Origin of the sequence: Wolbachia endosymbiont of Nilaparvata lugens (assembly GCF_007115045.1) — a bacterium.
In the GTDB taxonomy this organism is placed as follows: Bacteria; Pseudomonadota; Alphaproteobacteria; order Rickettsiales; family Anaplasmataceae; genus Wolbachia.
Genome location: NZ_MUIY01000002.1, coordinates 250556 through 271114, shown reverse-complemented (window position 1 = coordinate 271114; position 20559 = coordinate 250556). Strand labels below are relative to the sequence as shown.

Here is a 20559-nt window from a genome sequence, read left to right as displayed (position 1 = left end):
AAGGGTGTTTATGGTTAACTCACAGCAAGCCAAGCAGCAGTAACCTGGCAGCACTTCTAATTTTTCCTTATTGATTTGTAGCAGATTCTTTGTTAAAGTCCATGATTATGAAAAGAAACTTAAAATCTCATCAGTATACTTTGATGGATGAGTATTGAATATGATAATACTGATAACAAATGATGACGGCTTTGAAAGTGAAGGAATAAGATTACTAAAAGAGATTGCACATAGTTTTGCATCAGAAATATGGATAGTGGCACCAGATACTGATAGGAGTGGAGCTGCAAGATCTCTTGATTATCCAGTGAAGCAATCTATTAAAATAAATCGGCATAGTGAAAGAGAGTTTAGTGTATCTGGTACTCCCGCAGATTGTGTCATTATCGCGTTAAATAAAATTATGAATAAAAAACCAGACTTAATATTATCCGGAGTAAATATTGGATCAAATGTCGGAGATGATATTTGTTATTCAGGAACAATTGGTGCTGCAATGGAAGGCGCTGCAAGATCTATACCTTCTATTGCACTAAGCCAAGCTTATCATAATGAAATAAACTGGCACAATACAAAGATTTTTGCACCAAAGATTATCGAAAAGCTAGTTAAAGTTAGTTGGCCTAAAAATATAGTAATGAGTATAAATTTTCCTGCTACAGAAAAAGTGAAAGGGGTCGAATTTGCTGAACAAGGTGAATATAACATTGATGGTGATTTAACTTTTACTGAAAACTTGAGTGGATTTTTGAACTTAAATTGGTCTCGAGAACACTCAGGTAGTGGTAGTATAAATAAAATTAAAGAAGGATTTATTACTATTACACCAATAAAGTTAGATTTTACAGATTATGATACATTGAACGATATGAAAAATTCTTGTGCAGACGAATTTTCTTCTATAGCTAACACTCCTATTGCTCTTGATTAGATATTTTCTACTATTTTATCACGAGTGATTACTTTTTCTTCACCCGTATCCATGTTTTTAATTTTTAAAGTTTTACTGCTTAGCTCTTCATCACCAAAGATTAATACAACTTTTGCATTTGCTTGATTTGCTTTTTTCATTCGGGTTTTAAGCGTTCCACTATGTTCATGAATTACATACAAGCCATTTCTGCGCAACTCATTTGCAAGTGTGAGAGCATATTCTTCAGCCTCTCTACCAATTGGAATTAGGTAAATGGGTCTCTCTTTTTTTGCAGAATAATCAATTAATTCCATTATACGCTCAATACCTCCTGCAAATCCTATTGCTGGAGTGTGTTTTCCACCTACTGAAGATACTAGATTATCGTATCTTCCACCGGCAAAAACTGCTCCTTGTGCACCTAAATCTTCTGTGACAAATTCAAATACTGTGTGACAATAATAGTCTAGACCTCGAACTAATTTGCTATTTACAGTGTAAGGTATGCCAAGAGCTTGCAGTCCATTTAACACCTGGTCAAAGAAATATGAAGATTCTTTTGTATAATAATCACTGATTTTTGGTGCGTCAGAGATTATTTCTTTATCTGTCTTATCCTTAGAGTCTAATATTCTGAGTGGGTTTTTAATCAATCTATTTTGACTATCTTCTGATAGGTCATTTTGAAACTTTTTTAAATACGATATCAAAGCTTCTCTATACTTACTTGTTGTTTCACTCTCACCCAAAGAGTTGATTTCCAGTCTTACATTCTCATTGATGCCAAATTCAGTTAACAAATGCTGAGCGAGTGATATCAATTCAATATCAGCTTTTGGATTTTCTATACCAAAAACCTCAAAATTTATCTGATGAAATTGTCTTTGTCGTCCTTTTTGTGGTCTTTCATAGCGAAATGCAGGTCCTGTTGAGAATAATTTTACTGGTGTTTGCAGTTTTTTTTCAATAAGTAGCCTGACAATCGCTGCTGTGAATTCAGGACGTAGAGTTATGCTCTTTCCTCCTTTATCAATAAAAGTATACATCTCTTTATTTATGATATCTGAACTATTACCTAAAGTCTTTGTAAAGACTTCTGTGTATTCAAATATCGGAGTTTGAACAGGTAAAAAGCCGTATAAACTTGAGATTCTATTTGCTGTTTGCTCTATGTATTTAAATTTATACCATTCATCAAACAGAAGATCTTTCGTTCCTTTAACTGTTTGATTAGTCATAGCATAGTCTCTATACCTGAAACTTCTGGTATGTGATAGCTTAGCATATTCTGCACTCCTTGTTTTAAGGTAATTACAGCACTTGGGCACCCAGAGCAAGCTCCTTGCAGTTCAACGTAAACTATTCCGTCTTTATAGCCACGGAACTTGATATCACCACCATCTTGAGCAACTGCAGGTTTAATATAACTTTCCATCAATTCTTTTATTCTATTTACAATTTCTATATCATTTTCATTAAAGAATTCTTCCTCTAGCATTTTATTATCACTTACTCCTTCTTTATCAAATGCTTTTCCACCAGAAGTAAAGTGATCCATAATTGTAGTTAAAATTTCCACCTTTACTATATCCCAATTCATTCTATCTGATTTTGTTACTGAAATAAAATCATGACCAAAAAATACTCTTACAACATGTTCTATTTGAAAAAGATTTACTGCTAGTTTGGAGTTCTTTATTTCATCTGCATTTGAAAAATCAGCTGTTTCTCCTTCGCTCAGAATTTCAAAACCAGGAAGAAATTTCAGCGTGTTTGGGTTTGGTGTTTCTTCAATCTGGATAAACATGTTATTTACCATGACAATTATAATTGTTACTATTTAATCATAAAATGATAAAAAAATATACATGTCATTCATCTTCTTCCTTTTTTTGATATTCACAATAATCACGTTTGTTTTACCTAGCGTTGTTGTATTTTTTCTCTTTTTGGCAAAGAGAAATAACATAAGTTTTATGATGAACTCTATATTAAGTAAGTTTTTGAACGAATTTAACAGCAGTAAAAGTTACACCAAAAATTACACTGGTGATAATATGTCCAAAGATGAAGCATTAAAAATACTGGGGCTGAATTCCGAGGCAAGCCAAAATGAAATCAATAAGGCATACCAAAATTTAATGAAACTGGTCCATCCAGACAAGGGAGGATCGGAATATTTTGCACAAAAGTTAAACGCAGCACGTGATAGATTGCTGAAGACCTAATTTTTAACTATTGAAATTTTTCTCTGTAAATTTTGCTTGCACATATTAAGTTGCATGATACAAAGCCGGAAACATTATTCTTTAGGAGGTATTTGATGAAAAAACTTGAGAGATTGAGAAAGAATTTATTTGCGGCTATAGATGAGCTTAATATTAAGAAAGTTAAAAGATATGTTAAAAAGGCAAGATATATAAATAAAGAAAAAGAGATTATTAATGGTAAAAAAGATGGTATGGCATCTATACATCTTGCTGTTTATAGAGATAGCTTAGAGATAGTGAAGTTTTTGCTTAAAAATAATGCTAATATTAATATTGTTAGTGATGGATGTCTTGTTCCTTACTCGCACGTTACTGCCATGAATAGCAAAAAAAAATAAAAGAAATGATATATCATTGTACTAGTAGTACCAATTCCCAAGTAATGCAAGGTTTTACGGCTTTACACTTAGCCTTTTTTTATTGTCGATTAGATATCGCTAATTTTCTGCTCAATAATAAAGCTATTGATCTTAATATTAGCAGTGCAAATGGCAAAATAGCATTTGAGGTTATTCCAGGTTATGAAAGTCTTTGCAGTGATGGCTGTGACATAAAAAAAATATTCTTAGCTGTATTAAGATTTCATAAAAATAATTGTACAGAACTATTACTTTCTGCTAGAACAAATACTAAGGTAGAACTAAAAGCTGGTGATGCCACAGATGCAGCAAGTAGTACAGCGAATCCTTTTTTAGCCTCCACCAGAGCAAATACTAAGATAGGATTGGAAGCTGGTGATACTCCAGATCTAACAAACAGCGCAGTAAAACCTTCTTTTTTTATCAATAGTATATTTAGTTGGGTAACCACTACCACCATCAGTGGCTTATTCAGCAGTGCTCCTGCTTTACCTTCTGCACAGCAATCTGTTGACCACTTAGATGGTAGCCCAATTGGTTCTTCACAAGTTGATTTTAATGGAACAGTTCTACTAACTGATGTAATGATCAGAAAGTTCACAGGGAAAAAATAAGCCCACTAGAAGATTCACTTCTCACAATAGAAGAAATTAGAGAAAGAAAGCTTAACACTATAGAAAAAAACTTCGAGACAGCACTGAGTAAGTGTGAAAAACTTTATCAATGTCCTGAAAGTTCATTAAGTAATTTAACGATATCTAAAGGTATGCATCAAAAGTCCCTCTAAATCAGTTAAAATAAGCACTCTAATTAGAGTGCTTATTATCCCTTATTTCCTTTTCTAAAGCATATTGCTTTTTATCAAGAACCAAAAATTTTGAATAAAGAAGCTCAGCATGTCTTGTACGAAAATTAAAATGATAGATTGTTGGAAGACCTAATTTTTAATTATTGAAATTTTTCTGTAAATTTCACTTGCACATACTAAATTGTGTGATACAAAGTCGGGAGCATTCTCTTTTAGGAGGTACTTAATGAACGAGATACAAGAACATATACAGATTGAGATCTTTATAGATGAGTTATTTGTTGCTATAGAGGAGCATAGTCTTCTAAAAGCTAACATATGTATCAAAGGTGCAGTGAACATGAATTTAAAAAGTAGGGTTTTTACTGGTGAAAGATACGGTATGAAACCTATAAGTTTTGCTGTGAAAGAAAATAGCTTCAATATATTGAGGTTTTTGCTTAATAACGGTGCCAATGTTAATGCTGCTAGTAGTGAAAGTTTGAGAGTTGCATTGCACGTCGCTGCTGAATATGGCAGAGAAGATGCAGGACAGCTTCTACTTAGTCGTTATGCTCAGATCAATTTGCAAGATATAACTGGTAAGGTGCCTTTGTACTTAGCGTCTTTCCATTGCCAAGTGGCAATGGTGGAACTTCTTATCAAGCATGATGCTAATGTTTATATAAGAGATGCAGGTGGTAGAATACCACTAGATGTTGTTGGAGATGATCCAAAATCTATATGTACTAGTAATACAAGGCAAAAAATAATATCTACATTAAAATGTGCTGATAAAGAAGTTAATTGTCAGACATTAGCTTCTAGAGCAAATCCTAAGGTAATAGAAGCTAGTAATCACTCTAGCTATCATAATAGTACAAGTGTGTTAAGCGGTGCAGTAAAACCTTCTTCTTTTATTAATAGTATATTTAATTGGGTAACCACTGCTACATTCAGTAGCTTATTCAGGAGTGTTCCTGCTTCACCTCCTGCACAGCAATCTGTTGACCACCTAGATGGTGGCCCTATTGGTTCTTCACGAGTTGATTGTAATGGAACAATTCTGCTAATTGCTGTAGCAATAAGTAAGTTTACAGGAAAAAAATACTCAAGCCCACTAGAAGATTCACTTCTCACAATAGAAGAAATTAGAGAAAGAAAGCTTAACACTATAGAAAAAAACTTCGAGACAGCACTGAGTAAGTGTGAAAAACTTTATCAATGTCCTGGAAATTCACTAAGCAACTTAACAATATCTAAAAGCATGCATCAAAAATTTCTTTAAAATAGGCACTCAAATTTCAGTGCTTATTTTCGTATACTCCTCTTTAAGTTTAAGCTCTTATATGTTGGGAATAAGCTGCTACGAAATTTAAGTAAATTAAGGAGGCTTATGGTATTTTGTACAAAAACTAAATGTAGCACGTGATGAAATAACAATCTTTTACGTTGTAAATTTTTTTTAATTTTACATATAAACTTTACTAGCATATGCCCAAATTATGTGGTATAAAGGTAAAAATTTTATCCTTTAGGAGGGGTTATGGTTACAAAAACAGAAGTTGAAAAATGGAGAGATGGGCTACGTTCTGCAGTAAAGGAACGTGATTTTCAAAAAGCTGAGGAGTATATTAGAGAAGGAAAGACACATACTACTAACGTTATTAACTCTAAAGATAGAAATGGTAACTCACCCTTATCGATTGCTGTTAGTAAACAAGATTTAGAAATGATGGGTTTTTTAATTGAGAATGGCGCAGATGTTAATATTGAGGACTTTTTTCGTGTGCCTCCTATATACTATGCTGTTACAAAGGGCACCACAGAAATGATAGAGCTTCTAATCGATAAAAAGGCTAGCATTAGTGGTTATTTTTCATATGCTGGTGAAAAACGCACTCTTGTAGGCTGGGCTATAGATGAAAATAGTCCGGAAAAAGTTGAGGTCTTACTTAAACATGGTGCTAGCCCAAATGGCAAATTTGATCTTCTTGCTTATTCACAAAATTCATGCCTACATGCTGCTATTGAAAAAAACTACTCAAGAATAGTTGAGCTTCTTATTGAATATCGTGCTGATGTCAATGTTAAAAACGAACAGGGGCAAACACCTATATATTTAGCTATTAGATCAAAACGCCCTGAAATGATAAAATTGTTATACGGTAATGGTGCTGATATTGATAATGTTAAAGATATAAGGAACGAGACACCATCAGATTATGTTAAGTTATTTTATCCAGGTAAAACGATAAAAGAAATTGCTGCAGAGGCAGAGAGTGCCAATGTAAACTCAGAAGATATTACTCCTGCACCAAGTAGTGCAGTAAAACCTTCCTCTTTTATTAATAGTATATTTAGTGGGATAACTACTACCATCAGTAGCTTGTTCAGCAGTGCTCCTGCCTTACCTCCTGCACAGCAATCTGTTGATCACTTGGCTGTTAGCCCTATTGGTTCTTCACAAATTGACTGTAATGGAACAGTTCTCCTAACTGCTATAGCAATAAGTAAATTCACAGGGGAAAGATATTCAATGCCACTGGATGATTCACTTTTAACGATAAGACAGGTTAAAGAAAGAAAACTTAATTCTCTAGAAAGAGATGTCAAGATGGCACTTAGCAAGTGTGACAAACTTTATCAGTATCCTGAAAGCTCACTGAGCAACTTCACAATATCTAAAGGTGTATGTCATCAAAAGTCCCTCTAAATCAGTTAAAACAAGCACTCAAGTCTGAGTGCTTGTTTTCGTGAAATCTATTATTTAAATTAAACTTTTTATTGTGCGTTGTAGGTAAGTTGTTACAATAAAATGAGTTAAGATGAAAAAACTTTAAGTTATGGAAGATGATAGCAAGAAAGAAATAACAGAAGAAAAAGGTATATTAGGTTGGATAGAGTATAGACTGCCTATATTTTCTTTTCTAAAACATACTGCTTCTTATCAAGTACCAAAAAATTTAAATTATGCTTGGAACTTTGGTTCTTTAGCTGGTATAGCGCTGATTTTACAAATAATAACAGGTATATTTCTTGCCATGCACTACACTCCGCATGTTGATCATGCATTTAATAGTGTGGAGCGTATAATGCGTGACGTAAGTTATGGATGGCTGATACGTTATACTCATGCTGTTGGGGCGTCACTCTTCTTTATGGTGGTCTATGTTCATATCATGCGTGGATTATATTACGGATCTTATAAGAGACCGCGAGAAATGGTATGGTTTATTGGCATATTTATATTTTTTGCAATGATGGCAACTGCCTTTATGGGATATGTTCTTCCATGGGGACAAATGAGCTTTTGGGGTGCAACAGTTATAACTAACTTATTTTCAGCCATACCTTTAATTGGCAATAAAATAGTTATATGGTTGTGGGGTGGTTTTTCCGTTGATAACCCAACGCTCAATCGTTTTTTTGCACTTCATTATCTTCTTCCTTTCATTATTATTGCTTTAGCTATGTTGCATGTTGTTGCTCTGCATAGATTTGGCTCTAATAACCCAAGTGGAATAGAAGTCAGGTCAGGTAAGGACACTATTCCTTTTTACCCTTATTATATAGCAAAGGACTGCATAACTTTTGGTTTATTTTTTATAATTTTGTTTGGATTTGTTTTTTATGCCCCTAATTATCTTGGGCATCCTGATAATTATATAGAAGCTGATCCTATGGTAACTCCAGTACACATAGTACCAGAGTGGTATTTCCTACCTTTTTATGCAATGTTGCGCTCAATTCCAAATAAGCTTATTGGTGTACTTACCATGTTTGGATCTATTTTAGTTTGGTTTCTTTTGCCTTGGCTTGATAAATCAAAAGTTAAAAGTGGTGCTTATCGCCCATTATTTAAGAAATTTTTTTTGGTTTTTGCAATAAATTTTGCATTTCTTGCTTGGCTTGGGGGGCAGGAAGTTAAAGAGCCTTACATTACTTTAAGTAGACTTTCAACTCTTTATTATTTTTCATATTTTATGATAATTTTACCTTTACTTAGTAAGTATGAGAAACCAAAAAGATTACCAAAAACAATAAGCGATTCCGTTCCGGAGATGAAGTGATGCTGTTGGTTAAAGTTGCTGTATTTTGTATATTATTTCTCACTAATTCTTTATCTGCAGAGGAGTTTAAACCTTTACCAAATAAGAAAATCGACTGGAGTTTTGATGGAATTACTGGATCTTTCGATAGAGAGTCAATTCAGCGTGGCTATAAAGTATACAAGGAAGTCTGTGCTGCTTGCCATTCAATGAATAGAATAGCGTTTCGTAATTTGCAAGATGTTGGTTTTTCTGAAGAGGATGTAAAACAAATTGCAGCCTCTTATCAAGTGAAAGATGGTCCAAATGATTTGGGTGAAATGTTTGATAGGCCGGGAGTGTCTTCGGATTATTTTATTGCACCTTTTGATACAAAAGAAGCAGCTGCAGCAAGTAATAATGGTGCAATTCCACCAGACTTATCATTAATTGTCAAAGCGAGACATGATGGTGCAAATTATGTCTATTCACTACTAATTGGTTATCAAAATGGTGAACATGATGAGAACGGTTTATATTTTAATCCATATTTTTCAACAGGTAGGTTAGCTATGGCCCCACCGCTTTCTGAAGGAATGGTAGAATATGATGGTGCAAGGCAAGCCACAGTTGAAAATATGGCATATGATGTGGTAAATTTCTTACAATGGGCAGCAGAGCCAGAACTGGAGCGCCGACATAAACTTGGGCTAAAAATAGTGACATATTTTATAATTTTGACGGTGTTTTTTGTTCTTACTAACAATAGAGTTTGGAGTAAACTCTATAAAAAGGGAAAATAGAATTTCATTTACGCTCGTTTTTATACCTTACTCAGAATATCATGTGTATTATGTAATGATAAATATATTATGAAAGTATAGGGATTATGGCATTTCAAATAGTTACAAATTTTCAGCCAGCTGGGGATCAACCACAAGCAATAGATAGTTTAGTTGAAGGACTAAATAACAAAAAAAGAGATCAGGTTTTGCTTGGAGTTACTGGCTCTGGAAAAACTTTCACTATGGCAAATGTTATTGCAAGAACAAACAGGCCTGCGTTAATTATGGCGCATAATAAAACTTTAGCGGCACAGCTTTACGAGGAGATGAGAGGATTTTTCCCCCACAATGCTGTTGGATACTTCATTTCTTATTATGATTATTATCAGCCTGAGGCTTATTCACCACAAACTGACACTTATATTGAAAAAGACTCTTTAATAAATGAAAGAATTGATATGCTACGCTATTCTGCTATATGCTCTCTTTTGGAGCGTAGGGACACGATTGTAGTTGCAAGTGTTTCTTGTATATATGGTCTTGGTTCGCCTGAGAGCTATCTCAGCATGACCTTGACTTTAAGTGCTGGAGATAAGATTCATGTTAATGACTTTCTGAATAATTTAGTTAATCTCCAATATAAACGTTCTGATGTCAGATTTGAGCGAGGATATTTCAGAGTGCGCGGCGATATTATTGATATATTTCCTGCCTATTATGAAAATAAAGCTTGGCGTTTATCATTGTTTGGTGATGAAATAGAAGAAATTTCTGAGATTGATGCCATGAACGGCAATATTATCAGACGCATAGATAAAGTCACCATTTTTCCAAATAGCTATTACGCTACATCACGTGAGACTCTTTTGCAAGCAGTTCAACTGATTAAAAAAGAACTACATGAACGCCTGGATTATTACTATTCACAGAACAAAATTGTTGAAGCAAAACGCCTTGAGCAGCGTACTAATTTTGATATTGAAATGATGATGGCAACGGGAGTGTGTAAAGGTATTGAAAATTATTCGCGTTATCTTTATGGAATGAAAGCCGGAGATCCACCGCCTACATTGTTTGAGTATTTACCTAAAGATGTAATTTTATTTGTTGATGAAAGCCATGTAACCGTTCCCCAGATAGGTGCAATGTATAGCGGTAATGAAGCACGTAAAAAGAAATTGATAGATTATGGGTTTAGGCTACCTTCTGCTTTTGATAACCGTCCATTAAAATTGGAAGAGTGGGAGGCAATACGGCCCCAGACTATTTACGTTTCGGCTACTCCAGGAAAATATGAGTTAGAAAAGACTAACCACGCATTCATAGAGCAAGTTATCCGCCCAACAGGACTGACAGATCCCATCTGCACCATAAAACCAACAGAGAGTCAGGTTGATGATGTGATTCACGAGGCGCAAGTAACAATAAAAAAAGGATTTTGTATTCTAATTACCACATTGACAAAAAAAATGGCTGAAAAGCTAGCTGAGCATATGAGTGAGCTCAGTATGAAAGTAACTTACCTACACTCAGATATTGGTGCACTGGAAAGAATTGAAATTATATGCAAATTAAGATCTAAAGAAATAGATGTTCTTGTTGGCGTTAACTTGTTGCGGGAAGGTCTTGATATTCCCGAGTGTGGGCTGGTTGCAATTTTAGATGCTGACAAAGAAGGGTTTTTACGATCAGAGACTTCGCTCATTCAAACGATAGGTCGTGCTGCACGCAATGTTGAAGGCAGAGTAATTTTATATGCAGACAAAATTACTAATTCTATGGATCGTGCACTGAAAGAAACTGAAAGGAGAAGAAAGAAACAGACAGAGCATAATACACTGAATAATATTGTACCAAAAACTATAATAAAGCCTATATCAAATACTTTACAGGAAAAAGTGGTAGTTGAGAATTTTAGTAAGAATGATCTAAATAGTTTGAAAAAGCAAATGTTGAAGCATGCTGAAAATTTAGAGTTTGAAGAGGCGGCAAAAATAAAAGGTATTATTGAAAAATTTAATAACAGACCCGTTACATAACTAGAAAAAAGATAAATGATTAATAGTTAAGCTGACTTTGATTTACCAAAGATTTGAAAAACTATTATCTCAGAACATATCTTGAAAGGACTTAAGTGGTTAAATATTAAAGAGTTCTTGAAGTAAGGAGAGCACACTATACGTCAAGTTTACCTAAAATTCTGTAACATTAGCAGCTTTCTTGCCCCGTTTTCAGTAAACAGTGATTTTGTAATTCTTCTATATATTAGAAAAGTTTTTATTTTAATTAGCGTTAAACTATAGGCGCCTATTGTTTTTTAGCTAAAGTAAAGATCAAGTATCTGGAATTCTGGACATAAAATCCCCCTGTGTAAAAAAGATTAGAAAAAAGTGCAGCACACATACAACAGATATGCACTAAAGAAGATACGCTACGCTTTTTGATTAAAAATTTGACTGAACAGTCTGCAGACAAAGATAGATTTTGAGCTCTTAAAATATCTCTAACTGTGATTATAATCAGATTTAAAATATATGGAAGCAATTTTTTACGTTAATATTTTAAATTAGGCCTCTTGCATAACTATATTAAAGGTTAGCACCAGCAATTACTCCTCATTATATATTTTATCGCATTAATAATTGTTATGTTTTTGCTCTCCCTATTGCTCCTTGTGCAACATTTAGCCTTGTAACTTATATCACTTGTTACCCTCCTATTTCTTGCTTTATTCTTTTTTTTCCTTTCAAAACAGGTTCTGAGTGGCAAAACATAGGTCCACTTTAATGTGTATTAAACAAGATTTTATAACTCTAATTGTCTTTGCTTGTGCTGTTCAACTGTGATATCAACCATTACATTCAATGGAAGATGATCTGAAGGGTATCTCTCTTGTTGGAATTATATCATCTTTACCCATGCCTTTCACCGTACGCTGTATACTCCTTTATAACAGGGGATAAAAAGCAAAAATCTATTCTTTTTTTGAGATCATATACAGATTCTAACAATTAAAATCTCACAACAAATTTGTTGTTTCATAGCTTTTATATAATCTATAATTGCAACTGTTTTAACAGTAATCAGCGCCTAAAAAGGGGGTGATTCTCAATGAATTACTTATAAAATAAACTTATGAAAAGTAGAGCTTGGTTCATTTGGCTGATCAGCAACTTAATTGTTATATTCAGCAATATGCAAATAATCTACACCTTTATAAGTGTGGATCTTGAAAAAGAACTTGGGATCACGATTGCGCAAGTTGCACTGGTTAATTCAGCATATACTTGGACTTTTGCTATCTCACAATTTTTTAGTGGGGCAATGTTTAATGTTTTTTCCAGCAAAAAAATTTATTTTCTCTCATTATCGATTATGATCTTTGGGTTTTTTATCCTTATTAGTAGTGACAGTTTTGTCCATCTAATTTTATCTCAATTCTTGATTGCAATTGGAGCATCATTTGGTTTTGTTGGAGCTGCTCATATAAGTAGCACATATTTTCCCATTACCCAATTTGGACTGATGTTCTCACTAGTGCAGACAATTTCAAGTCTTTCAGCTTTGATGATTCAAATGTTGTTCTCTAGCTTCCTTGCTGAAGGTATGGATTGGAAGAATTTGATTGTATACGTAATATTATTTGGCGTATCGATATTTGTACTTATGTTTTTTTATCCGAAAGGACTTTCAAAAAAAAGTTTGGAAAAATGCACAATAAAAAGCTCTATAAAAACAGTAATATGTTCTATACTAACGGTGCTAAAATTAAGAGATATCTGGATAACTTCAGTAGTAGGTGCTATTACTTTTGGAACATTTTTAGCGCTTAATATGCTGTGGGCACCAAGGTTACTAAGCAACTTAGAACTAAATACAATGGAGTTAGGTGTGGCAACTGCAATATTGTGGCTTGGTCTTGCAGTTGGTGCTCCAATTGCAGATTTAATCTCAAATCTATTTAAAAATAGAAGGCACGTAATCTCTGCTTTTGCCATATTGCAAGGTATTTCAGTTATTATTTTACTATACGGCAATTTAACAGTTCATATTATATACTTTTGTATGTTAATGTTTGGTTTTTTTGCAGGCGGACATATGCTTAATTTTACTGTTGGCAGTGAGATTGTTGAGCAGAAGTATATTAGCACATCATCATCCATTATCAATGGATTTATGTTTGTTATGAGTGGAATTTTAGTGTCAATTTTAGCACTTTTTTCAGATCATCAAATGGCGATTTTCACAATATTTGCAATGTTAACATTTGCTAGTATTTTTAATTATGCTACAAAAGAAACATACTATAAAAATAAAGTAGCTGAATCTTGAGTCGACTGTTATATTATATTAACATACTATAATAAATTATGACAACAAAAGACACAACAGTAACTAAGGCAACAATAGCTGAATGTATAAACCAGAAAATTGGATTATCGAAAGAAGACTCTATTGCAATAATAGATGATATATTGGATGAGATAAAAACGAGCTTAGCAAAGGATGGGATAGTAAAAATATCTTCATTTGGAACATTTTTGGTTAAAAACAAGAAAGAAAGACCAGGAAATATACCAAAGACATTGGAAAGGGTAGTAATTCAAGCGAGAAAATCAATTTCTTTTAGACCTTCAAAAATGATGAAGAAATTAATAAATAACCGATGAATAAGGAAAAATTATTTTACACAATTGGAGAAGTAGCTGAAGAACTACATTTGGAGCAGCATGTTTTAAGATTCTGGGAAAGTCAATTCCATCAAATTAAACCCATAAAACGGAAGGGAAGAAGACTATATGATCATAAGTGTATAGAGGCAATAAAGAAAATAAAATATATGCTATATGAAAAAGGATATACAATAAAAGGAGTACAAAAGGAATTTGGTAACGATGTAGGAATTGACCATTATTCAAGAAATTTGTTGCAAGAACTTACCGATTTAAGAGACTATTTGACTGATAAAATAAATGAAGAAAGTAATAAATAGACGGAAAACACTATAAAGTTTCGTGAAAGTTGATATATCTAGAGATAAGTTTATGTGTCGTATAGCCTTGTTCTTTATATTATCAGCAATACTGATAAGCTGTGGCCTGCAAAAGCCTGCACCTGTACTACTTAAAGGCGAAGAATTTTATGGAAAAAGAGACCTAGAGTACACAAGGGAGTATCATTTGATTAAAGAAAATGTTGATTCTTCGCTGCAAAAAAAAAGTAGAAAAGCCTTCGTAGATAAGGTATATAACAATAATGCACAAAGCATGTGTAAATTTGTAATACCGGTTAAAGGTGCAGTTATCTCTTCTGATAAAATATGTCAAGATGGCATAAAAATTACTGCTCAAAGTGGAACAAAGGTTATTGCTTCTGCACCTGGCAAAGTAATATACGTAGGCAAAGGCCTGAGGTGGTACGGAAATTTAATTATAGTGGAACATAAAGATAATTACATGACTATGTACTCCTACTTAAAAAACATACAAGTTGAAATTGGTGATAAAGTAAAACAAGGTCAAGTAATTGGATCTGCAGGTAAATCAAGCACACAAGATAAAGATCCGCAGATGTGTTTCACAATACGGCATAATGGTCAAGTAGTCGATCCTTTAATACATATAAACTGTGATTGAATTTATGAAATATGATTTTAAAAACGTTGAAAAATTCTACCAAAATAAGTGGGATTTTTCTGTAAGCAAAAATAGTAAAAAGAAGAAATGTTACGTGTTGGAAATGTTTCCATATCCATCTGGTAAGATTCATATGGGGCACCTGCGTAACTATGCAATAGGAGATGTTATAGCACGTTACAAGAGAGCTCGTGGATTTGAGGTTTTGCATCCAATTGGCTGGGATGCGTTTGGATTACCAGCTGAAAATGCAGCAAGGGACAATAACATTAACCCTGCAGCATGGACACAAGATAATATAGATAATATGCGCGCGCAGCTAAAATCTATAGGTCTTTCATACAATTGGGATCGTGAGCTCTCCACATGCGCGCCTGATTATTACAAACACGAACAGAAATTTTTTCTGGATTTTTTAAAGCATGGTCTTGCCTATCGAAAAGAGTCGTGGGTTAATTGGGATCCAGTGGACCAAACAGTGCTTGCAAATGAGCAGGTAGTTGATGGAAAAGGGTGGCGATCAGGTGCAGTTGTTGAAAAACGTAAGTTATCTCAGTGGTTTTTAAAGATTACTGATTTTGCTGAAGATTTGCTTCATTGTTTGCAAAGTTTAAAAAATTGGCCAGAAAAAGTCAAAACTATGCAAGAGCGCTGGATAGGAAAATCTGAAGGGGCAACTATAGATTTTGAAATAGTTGGCCTGAATAAGAAATTAAAGATTTTTACAACTTCTCCTCATACTTTATTTGGAGCTTCTTTTCTTGCAGTAGCAGCAGAGCACCCTATTGTACAAGACCTTAAGGACGAAGACATACAAGGCTTTATCAACAGTGTGAAGGCAAAGGGGGAGAATGATGAAAAAATCGGGATTTACACAAGATTAAATGTCAAACATCCATTTCTTGATAAAGAGTTGCCACTGTACATAGCGAATTTTGTGTTGATGGAGTATGGAGAAGGTGCGATTTTTGGTTGCCCTGCACATGATCAGCGTGATTTTGAATTTGCACAGAAGTATGGTTTACCGATTATTCCTGTAGTTTGTGAAGAGACCAAAGAGATCTTAAAAGAACCGTACTTCGGTGATGGAGTGATGTTCAATTCTGAATTCTTAAACGGACTAATGATTAATGAGGCAAAGGAAGTAATCATTAAAAAGCTTGAAGAAAAAGGAATAAGCAAAAAAACAGTAAACTACCGTTTGCATGATTGGGGAATTTCAAGGCAACGTTATTGGGGATGTCCTATACCTGTTATATATTGTAAAGATTGTGGAATTGTTCCAGTTCCAGAAAAAGACCTCCCTGTTGTTCTACCAACGGATGTAGAATTTACAAGTGGTGGTAATCCCCTGGACAAGCACCCAACCTGGAAATTTGTTGATTGTCCAAAGTGCGGAAAGCAAGCAGAACGTGAAACTGATACATTTGACACTTTTTTTGAATCTTCTTGGTATTTTGCTGCATTTTGCAGTGAAAATAAATCGATTAATAAAGATACTTGTAATCGTTTTATGCCTGTTGATTATTACATAGGTGGAATAGAACATGCAATTCTACATTTGCTTTACTCAAGGTTTTTCTGCCGTGCTTTAACTAAATGTGGCTATTTTGACATTAAAGAGCCTTTCTCTACTTTAATCACTCAAGGAATGGTCTGTCATGTAACTTATAAAGATGAGAATGGCAAATGGCTCTTTCCCGAAGAAGCAAAAGAGTTGATTGCGAAGGGTACTAAGATCCAAGTTGGAAAAGTCGAAAAGATGAGCAAGTCGAAAAAGAACACAGTTGACCCAAACTTTATCATAGAAAAATACGGTGCTGATACTGCTCGTTTGTTTGTATTATCTGACACTCCTCCGGAAAAAGATATGGAATGGTCTGATGATGGAGTGGAAGGTTGTTTTCGCTACATAAATAAATTGTGGCGTATGGTAGTGCAACTTAGGCCCGTAAACATACACTATGATAATGAAAACATTGTAGGTAAACTCCTAGAGTACAGAAAAAAAATCCATAAACTATTGCAAGGACTTACAGATGACTTGGAAAACTGCAGATTAAACTGTGTGGTAGCAAAGTTTCGTGAAATGACAAATTTAATAGCTGAAATAGACGTAAAAACTGGAAAATCTCTTATTGATGAAGGTATATGCATACTAATCAGAGTAATTGAGCCATTCATGCCACACCTGGCTGAAAATTTATGGCAAGAAATAGGAGGCGAAGGTATGCTATATCTAAAGCCTTGGCCAAAAGCTGATGAATCACTACTAATTGATAATATGGTGACTGTAGCAGTGCAGATCAATGGAAAGTTACGTGCGACCATTGAAGTGGCAACTGATTTACCTCAAGAAAAATTGAAGAAAATAGCAACAGATTCTGTATCTAACAAAATCGATCAAAGCAAAATTCGCACTATATATGCTGTACCAAATAAGATAGTAAACATAGTTATATAAAAATTTTGAGTAGCATGTCGCTAATTTCGTAGGTATTCTTTTTTTAATATGAAATTATATCTTTTTTAATATAAATGATATATACTTGTGCATTATATATTTTTTTGTATGGGTAGTTATATGAAAATAAAAGGATTGTGTGTTTTAGCTGTTTTGCTCACTTCATCTCTAGCAGGTGCAGCTAGTAATAAAGTAGCTAGTAATAGTGCAAAAGAGCAGTATTACGCAGGTTTAAACTTTGGTGGTGGATGGGGTACCGGATTAAAAATAAAACCTGGCTTAGTTTTTGGTTATAATTATGATAAAAGCTCTAAGTTTGAACTTGAGATTCTCACCGACGTAAGTGATATGTTTGGAGGTAAAGTTGTAGGTGAAGGTGGAAGATTAACACAAGAAGATAAAGTAAAGAAAATGGGAGCTAGTTTATTAGCAAATTACCGTTATTATCCTGACGTTGACATTGATCCTGTGAAACTATATGTCAGTGGAGGTTTAGGAGGACATCTACAAGTATATCCTTTTGAGATTGTTGGCGCTGAAACACTAGATAAAATACTGGGTGCTATTTCGTACAAACTGAAGGTTGGTGTTGATTATGAAATTGCTCCACAGATAGTTGGTACAGCTGCTTTAACCGTAGGCGGGCAACTGAGTGGTCTAAAAGCAAAACAAATGCCAGATGCAATGCTGGAAGTAGGAGTACGCTATAATTTTTAATGCTGGATAACATTGAGTACATTTTTAATGTTTAGGTGTAACCACAAGCAATGCTCAAAACTTGCTGCTAGCATGTTTGAACACTTATTCCAGTCTGTTTTAAGGAAGTAATGTGTATGAATTATATGAGAACGATGAAAGTGTTCGCTGTGTTGATTGCTTTAGCAAGTACAGCTAGTAATGGTACAAGTGAGTTAGAGGATCAGTACAAAGATCGGTATGAAGACCAGTACAAAGATCATTATGAAGATCAACATAAAGATCATTATGAAGATCAATACGAAGATCGATATGAAGACCAGTACGAAGATCATTACTATGTAGGTTTAAACTTTGGGACTCGATGGGGTGAAAGCTTTAAATTGAACCCTAACGTTGTCTTTGGTTATCATCATAACAAAAATTCTAAGTTTGAACTTGAGGTTCTTGCTGACATAAGTGATATAACTGATAAAGCAAAAAGAAAAGTAGGAGCTAGTTTATTGGCAAATTACCTTTACTATCCTGATCTTGAAATTGATCCTATTAAATTATATGTTAGTATAGGAATGGGTGGATATATTCGAATATTACCATCTTTTGGTCTTGGTAATGCAGATACATCTCAAAATGAAACACTAGATAAAATACTGAGTGCTATTTCCTATAAAGTAAAGTTAGGTGTTGATTGTGAAATTATTCCGCAGATAGTTGGCACAGTTGCTATTGCTGCAAGTGGTCAATTAAGTGGCTTTAAACCACCGATGAAAAAACCAGATGCAATCATAGAAATAGGTATACGTTATAATTTTTAAGCTATGAACACTTTGAATCCTTATACACAGTTGTATGCTCGGTGCTATATATGTGCTATTTGCAAAGGTATTCTGTTTATGCTAACATTAAGCTAAACCTTAAGCAATAAAATCAGAAGGATCAACTTCCCGCTGTAAGCAAGCAGCAACTACAGTGTTTATCATAAGAAATGCTATTGTCATCGGGCCAACTCCACCAGGCACTGGAGTAATAGCTTTGACTTTTTCTTTTACTCCCTCAAAGTCAACATCACCCACAAGCTTACTTTGACTTCCTATGTTAATGCTATTTATGCCAACATCAATCACTATTGCACCTTTTTTTATCCAATCTGGTTGAACAAAATTTGGCTTTCCAACTGCTGCAACTACTATATCCGCCTTAGAGCAATAATCAGCTAAATCCCTACTTTGTGAATGCAAGATGGTAACAGTGCAATTTTCTTGCAACAATAGGTGAAACATTGGCTTACCCACAATATTTGATCTGCCAATGATTACCGCATTTTTACCGGACAGATTATTTTCAACTGACTTAATTAAATGCAAAGAACCTTTGGGAGTACAAGGTATCAGACAATTTTTTTCACGTTTAACTAACCTGCCAACATTTTCATCATGAAAGCCATCTACATCTTTTTCAACACTTACTGTATTAATTATTCTGCTTGCACTGATGTGCTTTGGTAAAGGTAACTGCACTAAAATTCCATGCACAGATGAATCTTCATTTAATGTATTAACTTTTTCAATCAATTCGTCTTCTGAGATACTATCAGGCAAAACAATAGTTTCAGAACTTATGCCTATTGATTCTGCTTTTTTTTGTTTATTACGAACATAGACCTGACTTGCTGGATTGCTACCTACGAGGATTACTTTTAAGCAAGGAAAAACATTATACTCTTTCTTTAAAATATCAATTTTTTTTGATAGCTCCTCACAGAGATCATTTGCTATTTTTTTACCGTTAATAATAATTGACATTTCCTTGCCACTCCTTGAAGTCAGGTAATGCAATATCAAATAAATTCAATGCTTTACCAACAGAATGATTTACAATATCATCCAAAGATTTTGGTTTAATGTAAAAAGCAGGCATCGACGGAGCAATAATTGCTCCCATCTCCGTTAGTTTTAACATATTTCGGAGATGTCCAAGATGTAGTGGAGATTCTCGCACCATAAGAACTAATTTTCTTCTTTCTTTTAGAGTTACATCTGCAGCCCTTGTTAATAGATTGGAGGTTACTCCCGATGCTATTTCAGACATTGTTTTCATAGAACATGGAGCAATAACCATCCCTGAGGTTTTAAATGAGCCGCTTGCTATTTTTTCTCCTATTTTTTCTTCAGAATAGTAAAAGTCTGCAAGTGATGTAATATCTTCAAGTTTTTCTTTAATCTCATGAGCTATAGTTATTTTTCCAGCACTGCTGATCACTAAATGAGTTTCATGATTGGTATTTTTTAGTGCCTCTAGAATCCGTACACCGTAAATAGAACCAGATGCTCCACTTATTCCAATTACAATCCTACTATTCACCTTCGTAATTCATTCCCAATGCACGTTTGTAGGTATCAAGTAATATTTCCTGTTCCTCCCTGTCATCATCATCCATCTTTCTTAGCCTAATAATCTGTTTCATCACTTTTATATCCCAGCCTTCATCTGCAGCTTTTACATATACATCACGAATGTGATCTTGCACATCCCTCTTTTCTTGTTCAAGTTTTTCGATTCTCTCTATATAGCTCTTCAAATCTTTAGCTGTTATTTTTACTGTATCTTCCATAGAACCC

At 34.1% G+C, this 20559-nt stretch carries 19 protein-coding genes and 1 pseudogene; 15 read left to right on the top strand and 5 right to left on the bottom strand.

Annotated elements, in window-relative coordinates:
• The first annotated feature begins 160 nt into the window (after positions 1 to 160).
• Positions 161 to 931: a 5'/3'-nucleotidase SurE gene (surE, locus tag BWZ41_RS06950; protein WP_006015109.1), complete on the top strand. Its 771-nt coding sequence runs from the start codon at positions 161 to 163 to the stop codon at positions 929 to 931.
• Here surE and hisS read toward each other — a convergent pair.
• Positions 928 to 2151: a histidine--tRNA ligase gene (hisS, locus tag BWZ41_RS06945; RefSeq protein ID WP_143689890.1), complete on the bottom strand. Its 1224-nt coding sequence runs from the start codon at positions 2149 to 2151 to the stop codon at positions 928 to 930. The two genes, surE and hisS, sit on opposite strands and share 4 nt — an antisense overlap.
• Positions 2148 to 2720, bottom strand: a complete 573-nt coding sequence (locus tag BWZ41_RS06940) for a NifU family protein (protein WP_143689889.1) — start codon at positions 2718 to 2720, stop codon at positions 2148 to 2150. The genes hisS and BWZ41_RS06940 overlap by 4 nt, the downstream gene beginning before the upstream one ends.
• Positions 2721 to 2889: 169 nt before the next feature.
• Between BWZ41_RS06940 and BWZ41_RS06935 the strand changes: the two genes are divergently transcribed.
• The 14 genes and pseudogenes from BWZ41_RS06935 to BWZ41_RS06865 all read left to right on the top strand — a co-directional run bounded on the left by BWZ41_RS06935 (position 2890) and on the right by BWZ41_RS06865 (position 18756).
• The gene (locus tag BWZ41_RS06935; RefSeq protein ID WP_236607909.1) at positions 2890 to 3141 is read left to right on the top strand and encodes a DnaJ domain-containing protein; all 252 of its coding nucleotides are present in this window, start codon (positions 2890 to 2892) and stop codon (positions 3139 to 3141) included.
• Between the two features lie 95 nt (positions 3142 to 3236).
• A pseudogene (locus tag BWZ41_RS06930) lies at positions 3237 to 4329 on the top strand (ankyrin repeat domain-containing protein).
• 247 nt (positions 4330 to 4576) lie between these two features.
• Entirely contained in the window at positions 4577 to 5617 is a 1041-nt protein-coding gene (locus BWZ41_RS06925; RefSeq protein ID WP_143689888.1) for an ankyrin repeat domain-containing protein, read from the top strand.
• Positions 5618 to 5875: 258 nt separating this feature from the next.
• A complete protein-coding gene (locus BWZ41_RS06920; protein ID WP_143689887.1) occupies positions 5876 to 7045 on the top strand; it encodes an ankyrin repeat domain-containing protein in 1170 nt (389 codons plus the stop codon).
• Positions 7046 to 7175: 130 nt separating this feature from the next.
• Positions 7176 to 8402, top strand: a complete 1227-nt coding sequence (locus BWZ41_RS06915; RefSeq protein WP_143689886.1) for a cytochrome b — start codon at positions 7176 to 7178, stop codon at positions 8400 to 8402.
• Entirely contained in the window at positions 8402 to 9163 is a 762-nt protein-coding gene (locus tag BWZ41_RS06910; RefSeq protein ID WP_143689956.1) for a cytochrome c1, read from the top strand. Before BWZ41_RS06915 ends, BWZ41_RS06910 begins: the two co-directional genes overlap by 1 nt.
• Before the next feature lie 86 nt (positions 9164 to 9249).
• Positions 9250 to 11184: an excinuclease ABC subunit UvrB gene (gene uvrB, locus BWZ41_RS06905; protein WP_006015133.1), complete on the top strand. Its 1935-nt coding sequence runs from the start codon at positions 9250 to 9252 to the stop codon at positions 11182 to 11184.
• A gap of 1096 nt (positions 11185 to 12280) precedes the next feature.
• A complete protein-coding gene (locus BWZ41_RS06895) occupies positions 12281 to 13477 on the top strand; it encodes an MFS transporter (RefSeq protein ID WP_143689885.1) in 1197 nt (398 codons plus the stop codon).
• A 38-nt stretch (positions 13478 to 13515) separates the two neighbouring features.
• Positions 13516 to 13815, top strand: coding sequence for an integration host factor subunit alpha (locus BWZ41_RS06890; protein ID WP_063630779.1), 300 nt, complete (start codon positions 13516 to 13518; stop codon positions 13813 to 13815).
• Positions 13812 to 14138, top strand: coding sequence for a MerR family transcriptional regulator (locus tag BWZ41_RS06885; RefSeq protein ID WP_063630780.1), 327 nt, complete (start codon positions 13812 to 13814; stop codon positions 14136 to 14138). The genes BWZ41_RS06890 and BWZ41_RS06885 overlap by 4 nt, the downstream gene beginning before the upstream one ends.
• Positions 14139 to 14190: 52 nt before the next feature.
• Positions 14191 to 14781: a murein hydrolase activator EnvC family protein gene (locus tag BWZ41_RS06880; RefSeq protein WP_143689955.1), complete on the top strand. Its 591-nt coding sequence runs from the start codon at positions 14191 to 14193 to the stop codon at positions 14779 to 14781.
• 4 nt (positions 14782 to 14785) lie between these two features.
• Positions 14786 to 17245: a leucine--tRNA ligase gene (gene leuS / locus BWZ41_RS06875; protein ID WP_143689884.1), complete on the top strand. Its 2460-nt coding sequence runs from the start codon at positions 14786 to 14788 to the stop codon at positions 17243 to 17245.
• Positions 17246 to 17353: 108 nt separating this feature from the next.
• Entirely contained in the window at positions 17354 to 17962 is a 609-nt protein-coding gene (locus BWZ41_RS06870) for a hypothetical protein (protein WP_241653964.1), read from the top strand.
• A 110-nt stretch (positions 17963 to 18072) separates the two neighbouring features.
• On the top strand, positions 18073 to 18756 hold the full coding sequence (locus tag BWZ41_RS06865; RefSeq protein WP_143689882.1) for a cell envelope biogenesis protein OmpA: 684 nt from the start codon (positions 18073 to 18075) through the stop codon (positions 18754 to 18756).
• A gap of 99 nt (positions 18757 to 18855) precedes the next feature.
• Here the strand turns inward: BWZ41_RS06865 and folD are convergent, their stop codons facing one another.
• From folD to BWZ41_RS06850, 3 genes are read right to left on the bottom strand one after another with little or no spacing between them, the layout of a single operon-like run.
• Positions 18856 to 19743 (bottom strand): bifunctional methylenetetrahydrofolate dehydrogenase/methenyltetrahydrofolate cyclohydrolase FolD, encoded by an 888-nt coding sequence (folD, locus tag BWZ41_RS06860; protein ID WP_143689881.1) that lies wholly within the window; start codon positions 19741 to 19743, stop codon positions 18856 to 18858.
• Entirely contained in the window at positions 19727 to 20302 is a 576-nt protein-coding gene (locus BWZ41_RS06855) for a UbiX family flavin prenyltransferase (protein WP_017532227.1), read from the bottom strand. Before BWZ41_RS06855 ends, folD begins: the two co-directional genes overlap by 17 nt.
• Entirely contained in the window at positions 20295 to 20552 is a 258-nt protein-coding gene (locus BWZ41_RS06850; protein ID WP_143689880.1) for a DUF2312 domain-containing protein, read from the bottom strand. The genes BWZ41_RS06855 and BWZ41_RS06850 overlap by 8 nt, the downstream gene beginning before the upstream one ends.
• Positions 20553 to 20559: the final 7 nt, after the last annotated feature.

Excerpts from the sequence above, each read along its gene's own strand:
- surE (WP_006015109.1), top strand. The coding sequence starts at position 161 with ATGATAATACTGATAACAAATGATGACGGCTTTGAAAGTGAAGGAATA.
- hisS (WP_143689890.1), bottom strand. The coding sequence starts at position 2,151 with ATGACTAATCAAACAGTTAAAGGAACGAAAGATCTTCTGTTTGATGAA.
- BWZ41_RS06940 (WP_143689889.1), bottom strand. The coding sequence starts at position 2,720 with ATGTTTATCCAGATTGAAGAAACACCAAACCCAAACACGCTGAAATTT.
- BWZ41_RS06935 (WP_236607909.1), top strand. The coding sequence starts at position 2,890 with ATGATGAACTCTATATTAAGTAAGTTTTTGAACGAATTTAACAGCAGT.
- BWZ41_RS06925 (WP_143689888.1), top strand. The coding sequence starts at position 4,577 with ATGAACGAGATACAAGAACATATACAGATTGAGATCTTTATAGATGAG.
- BWZ41_RS06920 (WP_143689887.1), top strand. The coding sequence starts at position 5,876 with ATGGTTACAAAAACAGAAGTTGAAAAATGGAGAGATGGGCTACGTTCT.
- BWZ41_RS06915 (WP_143689886.1), top strand. The coding sequence starts at position 7,176 with ATGGAAGATGATAGCAAGAAAGAAATAACAGAAGAAAAAGGTATATTA.
- BWZ41_RS06910 (WP_143689956.1), top strand. The coding sequence starts at position 8,402 with ATGCTGTTGGTTAAAGTTGCTGTATTTTGTATATTATTTCTCACTAAT.
- uvrB (WP_006015133.1), top strand. The coding sequence starts at position 9,250 with ATGGCATTTCAAATAGTTACAAATTTTCAGCCAGCTGGGGATCAACCA.
- BWZ41_RS06895 (WP_143689885.1), top strand. The coding sequence starts at position 12,281 with ATGAAAAGTAGAGCTTGGTTCATTTGGCTGATCAGCAACTTAATTGTT.
- BWZ41_RS06890 (WP_063630779.1), top strand. The coding sequence starts at position 13,516 with ATGACAACAAAAGACACAACAGTAACTAAGGCAACAATAGCTGAATGT.
- BWZ41_RS06885 (WP_063630780.1), top strand. The coding sequence starts at position 13,812 with ATGAATAAGGAAAAATTATTTTACACAATTGGAGAAGTAGCTGAAGAA.
- BWZ41_RS06880 (WP_143689955.1), top strand. The coding sequence starts at position 14,191 with ATGTGTCGTATAGCCTTGTTCTTTATATTATCAGCAATACTGATAAGC.
- leuS (WP_143689884.1), top strand. The coding sequence starts at position 14,786 with ATGAAATATGATTTTAAAAACGTTGAAAAATTCTACCAAAATAAGTGG.
- BWZ41_RS06870 (WP_241653964.1), top strand. The coding sequence starts at position 17,354 with ATGGGTAGTTATATGAAAATAAAAGGATTGTGTGTTTTAGCTGTTTTG.
- BWZ41_RS06865 (WP_143689882.1), top strand. The coding sequence starts at position 18,073 with ATGTGTATGAATTATATGAGAACGATGAAAGTGTTCGCTGTGTTGATT.
- folD (WP_143689881.1), bottom strand. The coding sequence starts at position 19,743 with ATGTCAATTATTATTAACGGTAAAAAAATAGCAAATGATCTCTGTGAG.
- BWZ41_RS06850 (WP_143689880.1), bottom strand. The coding sequence starts at position 20,552 with ATGGAAGATACAGTAAAAATAACAGCTAAAGATTTGAAGAGCTATATA.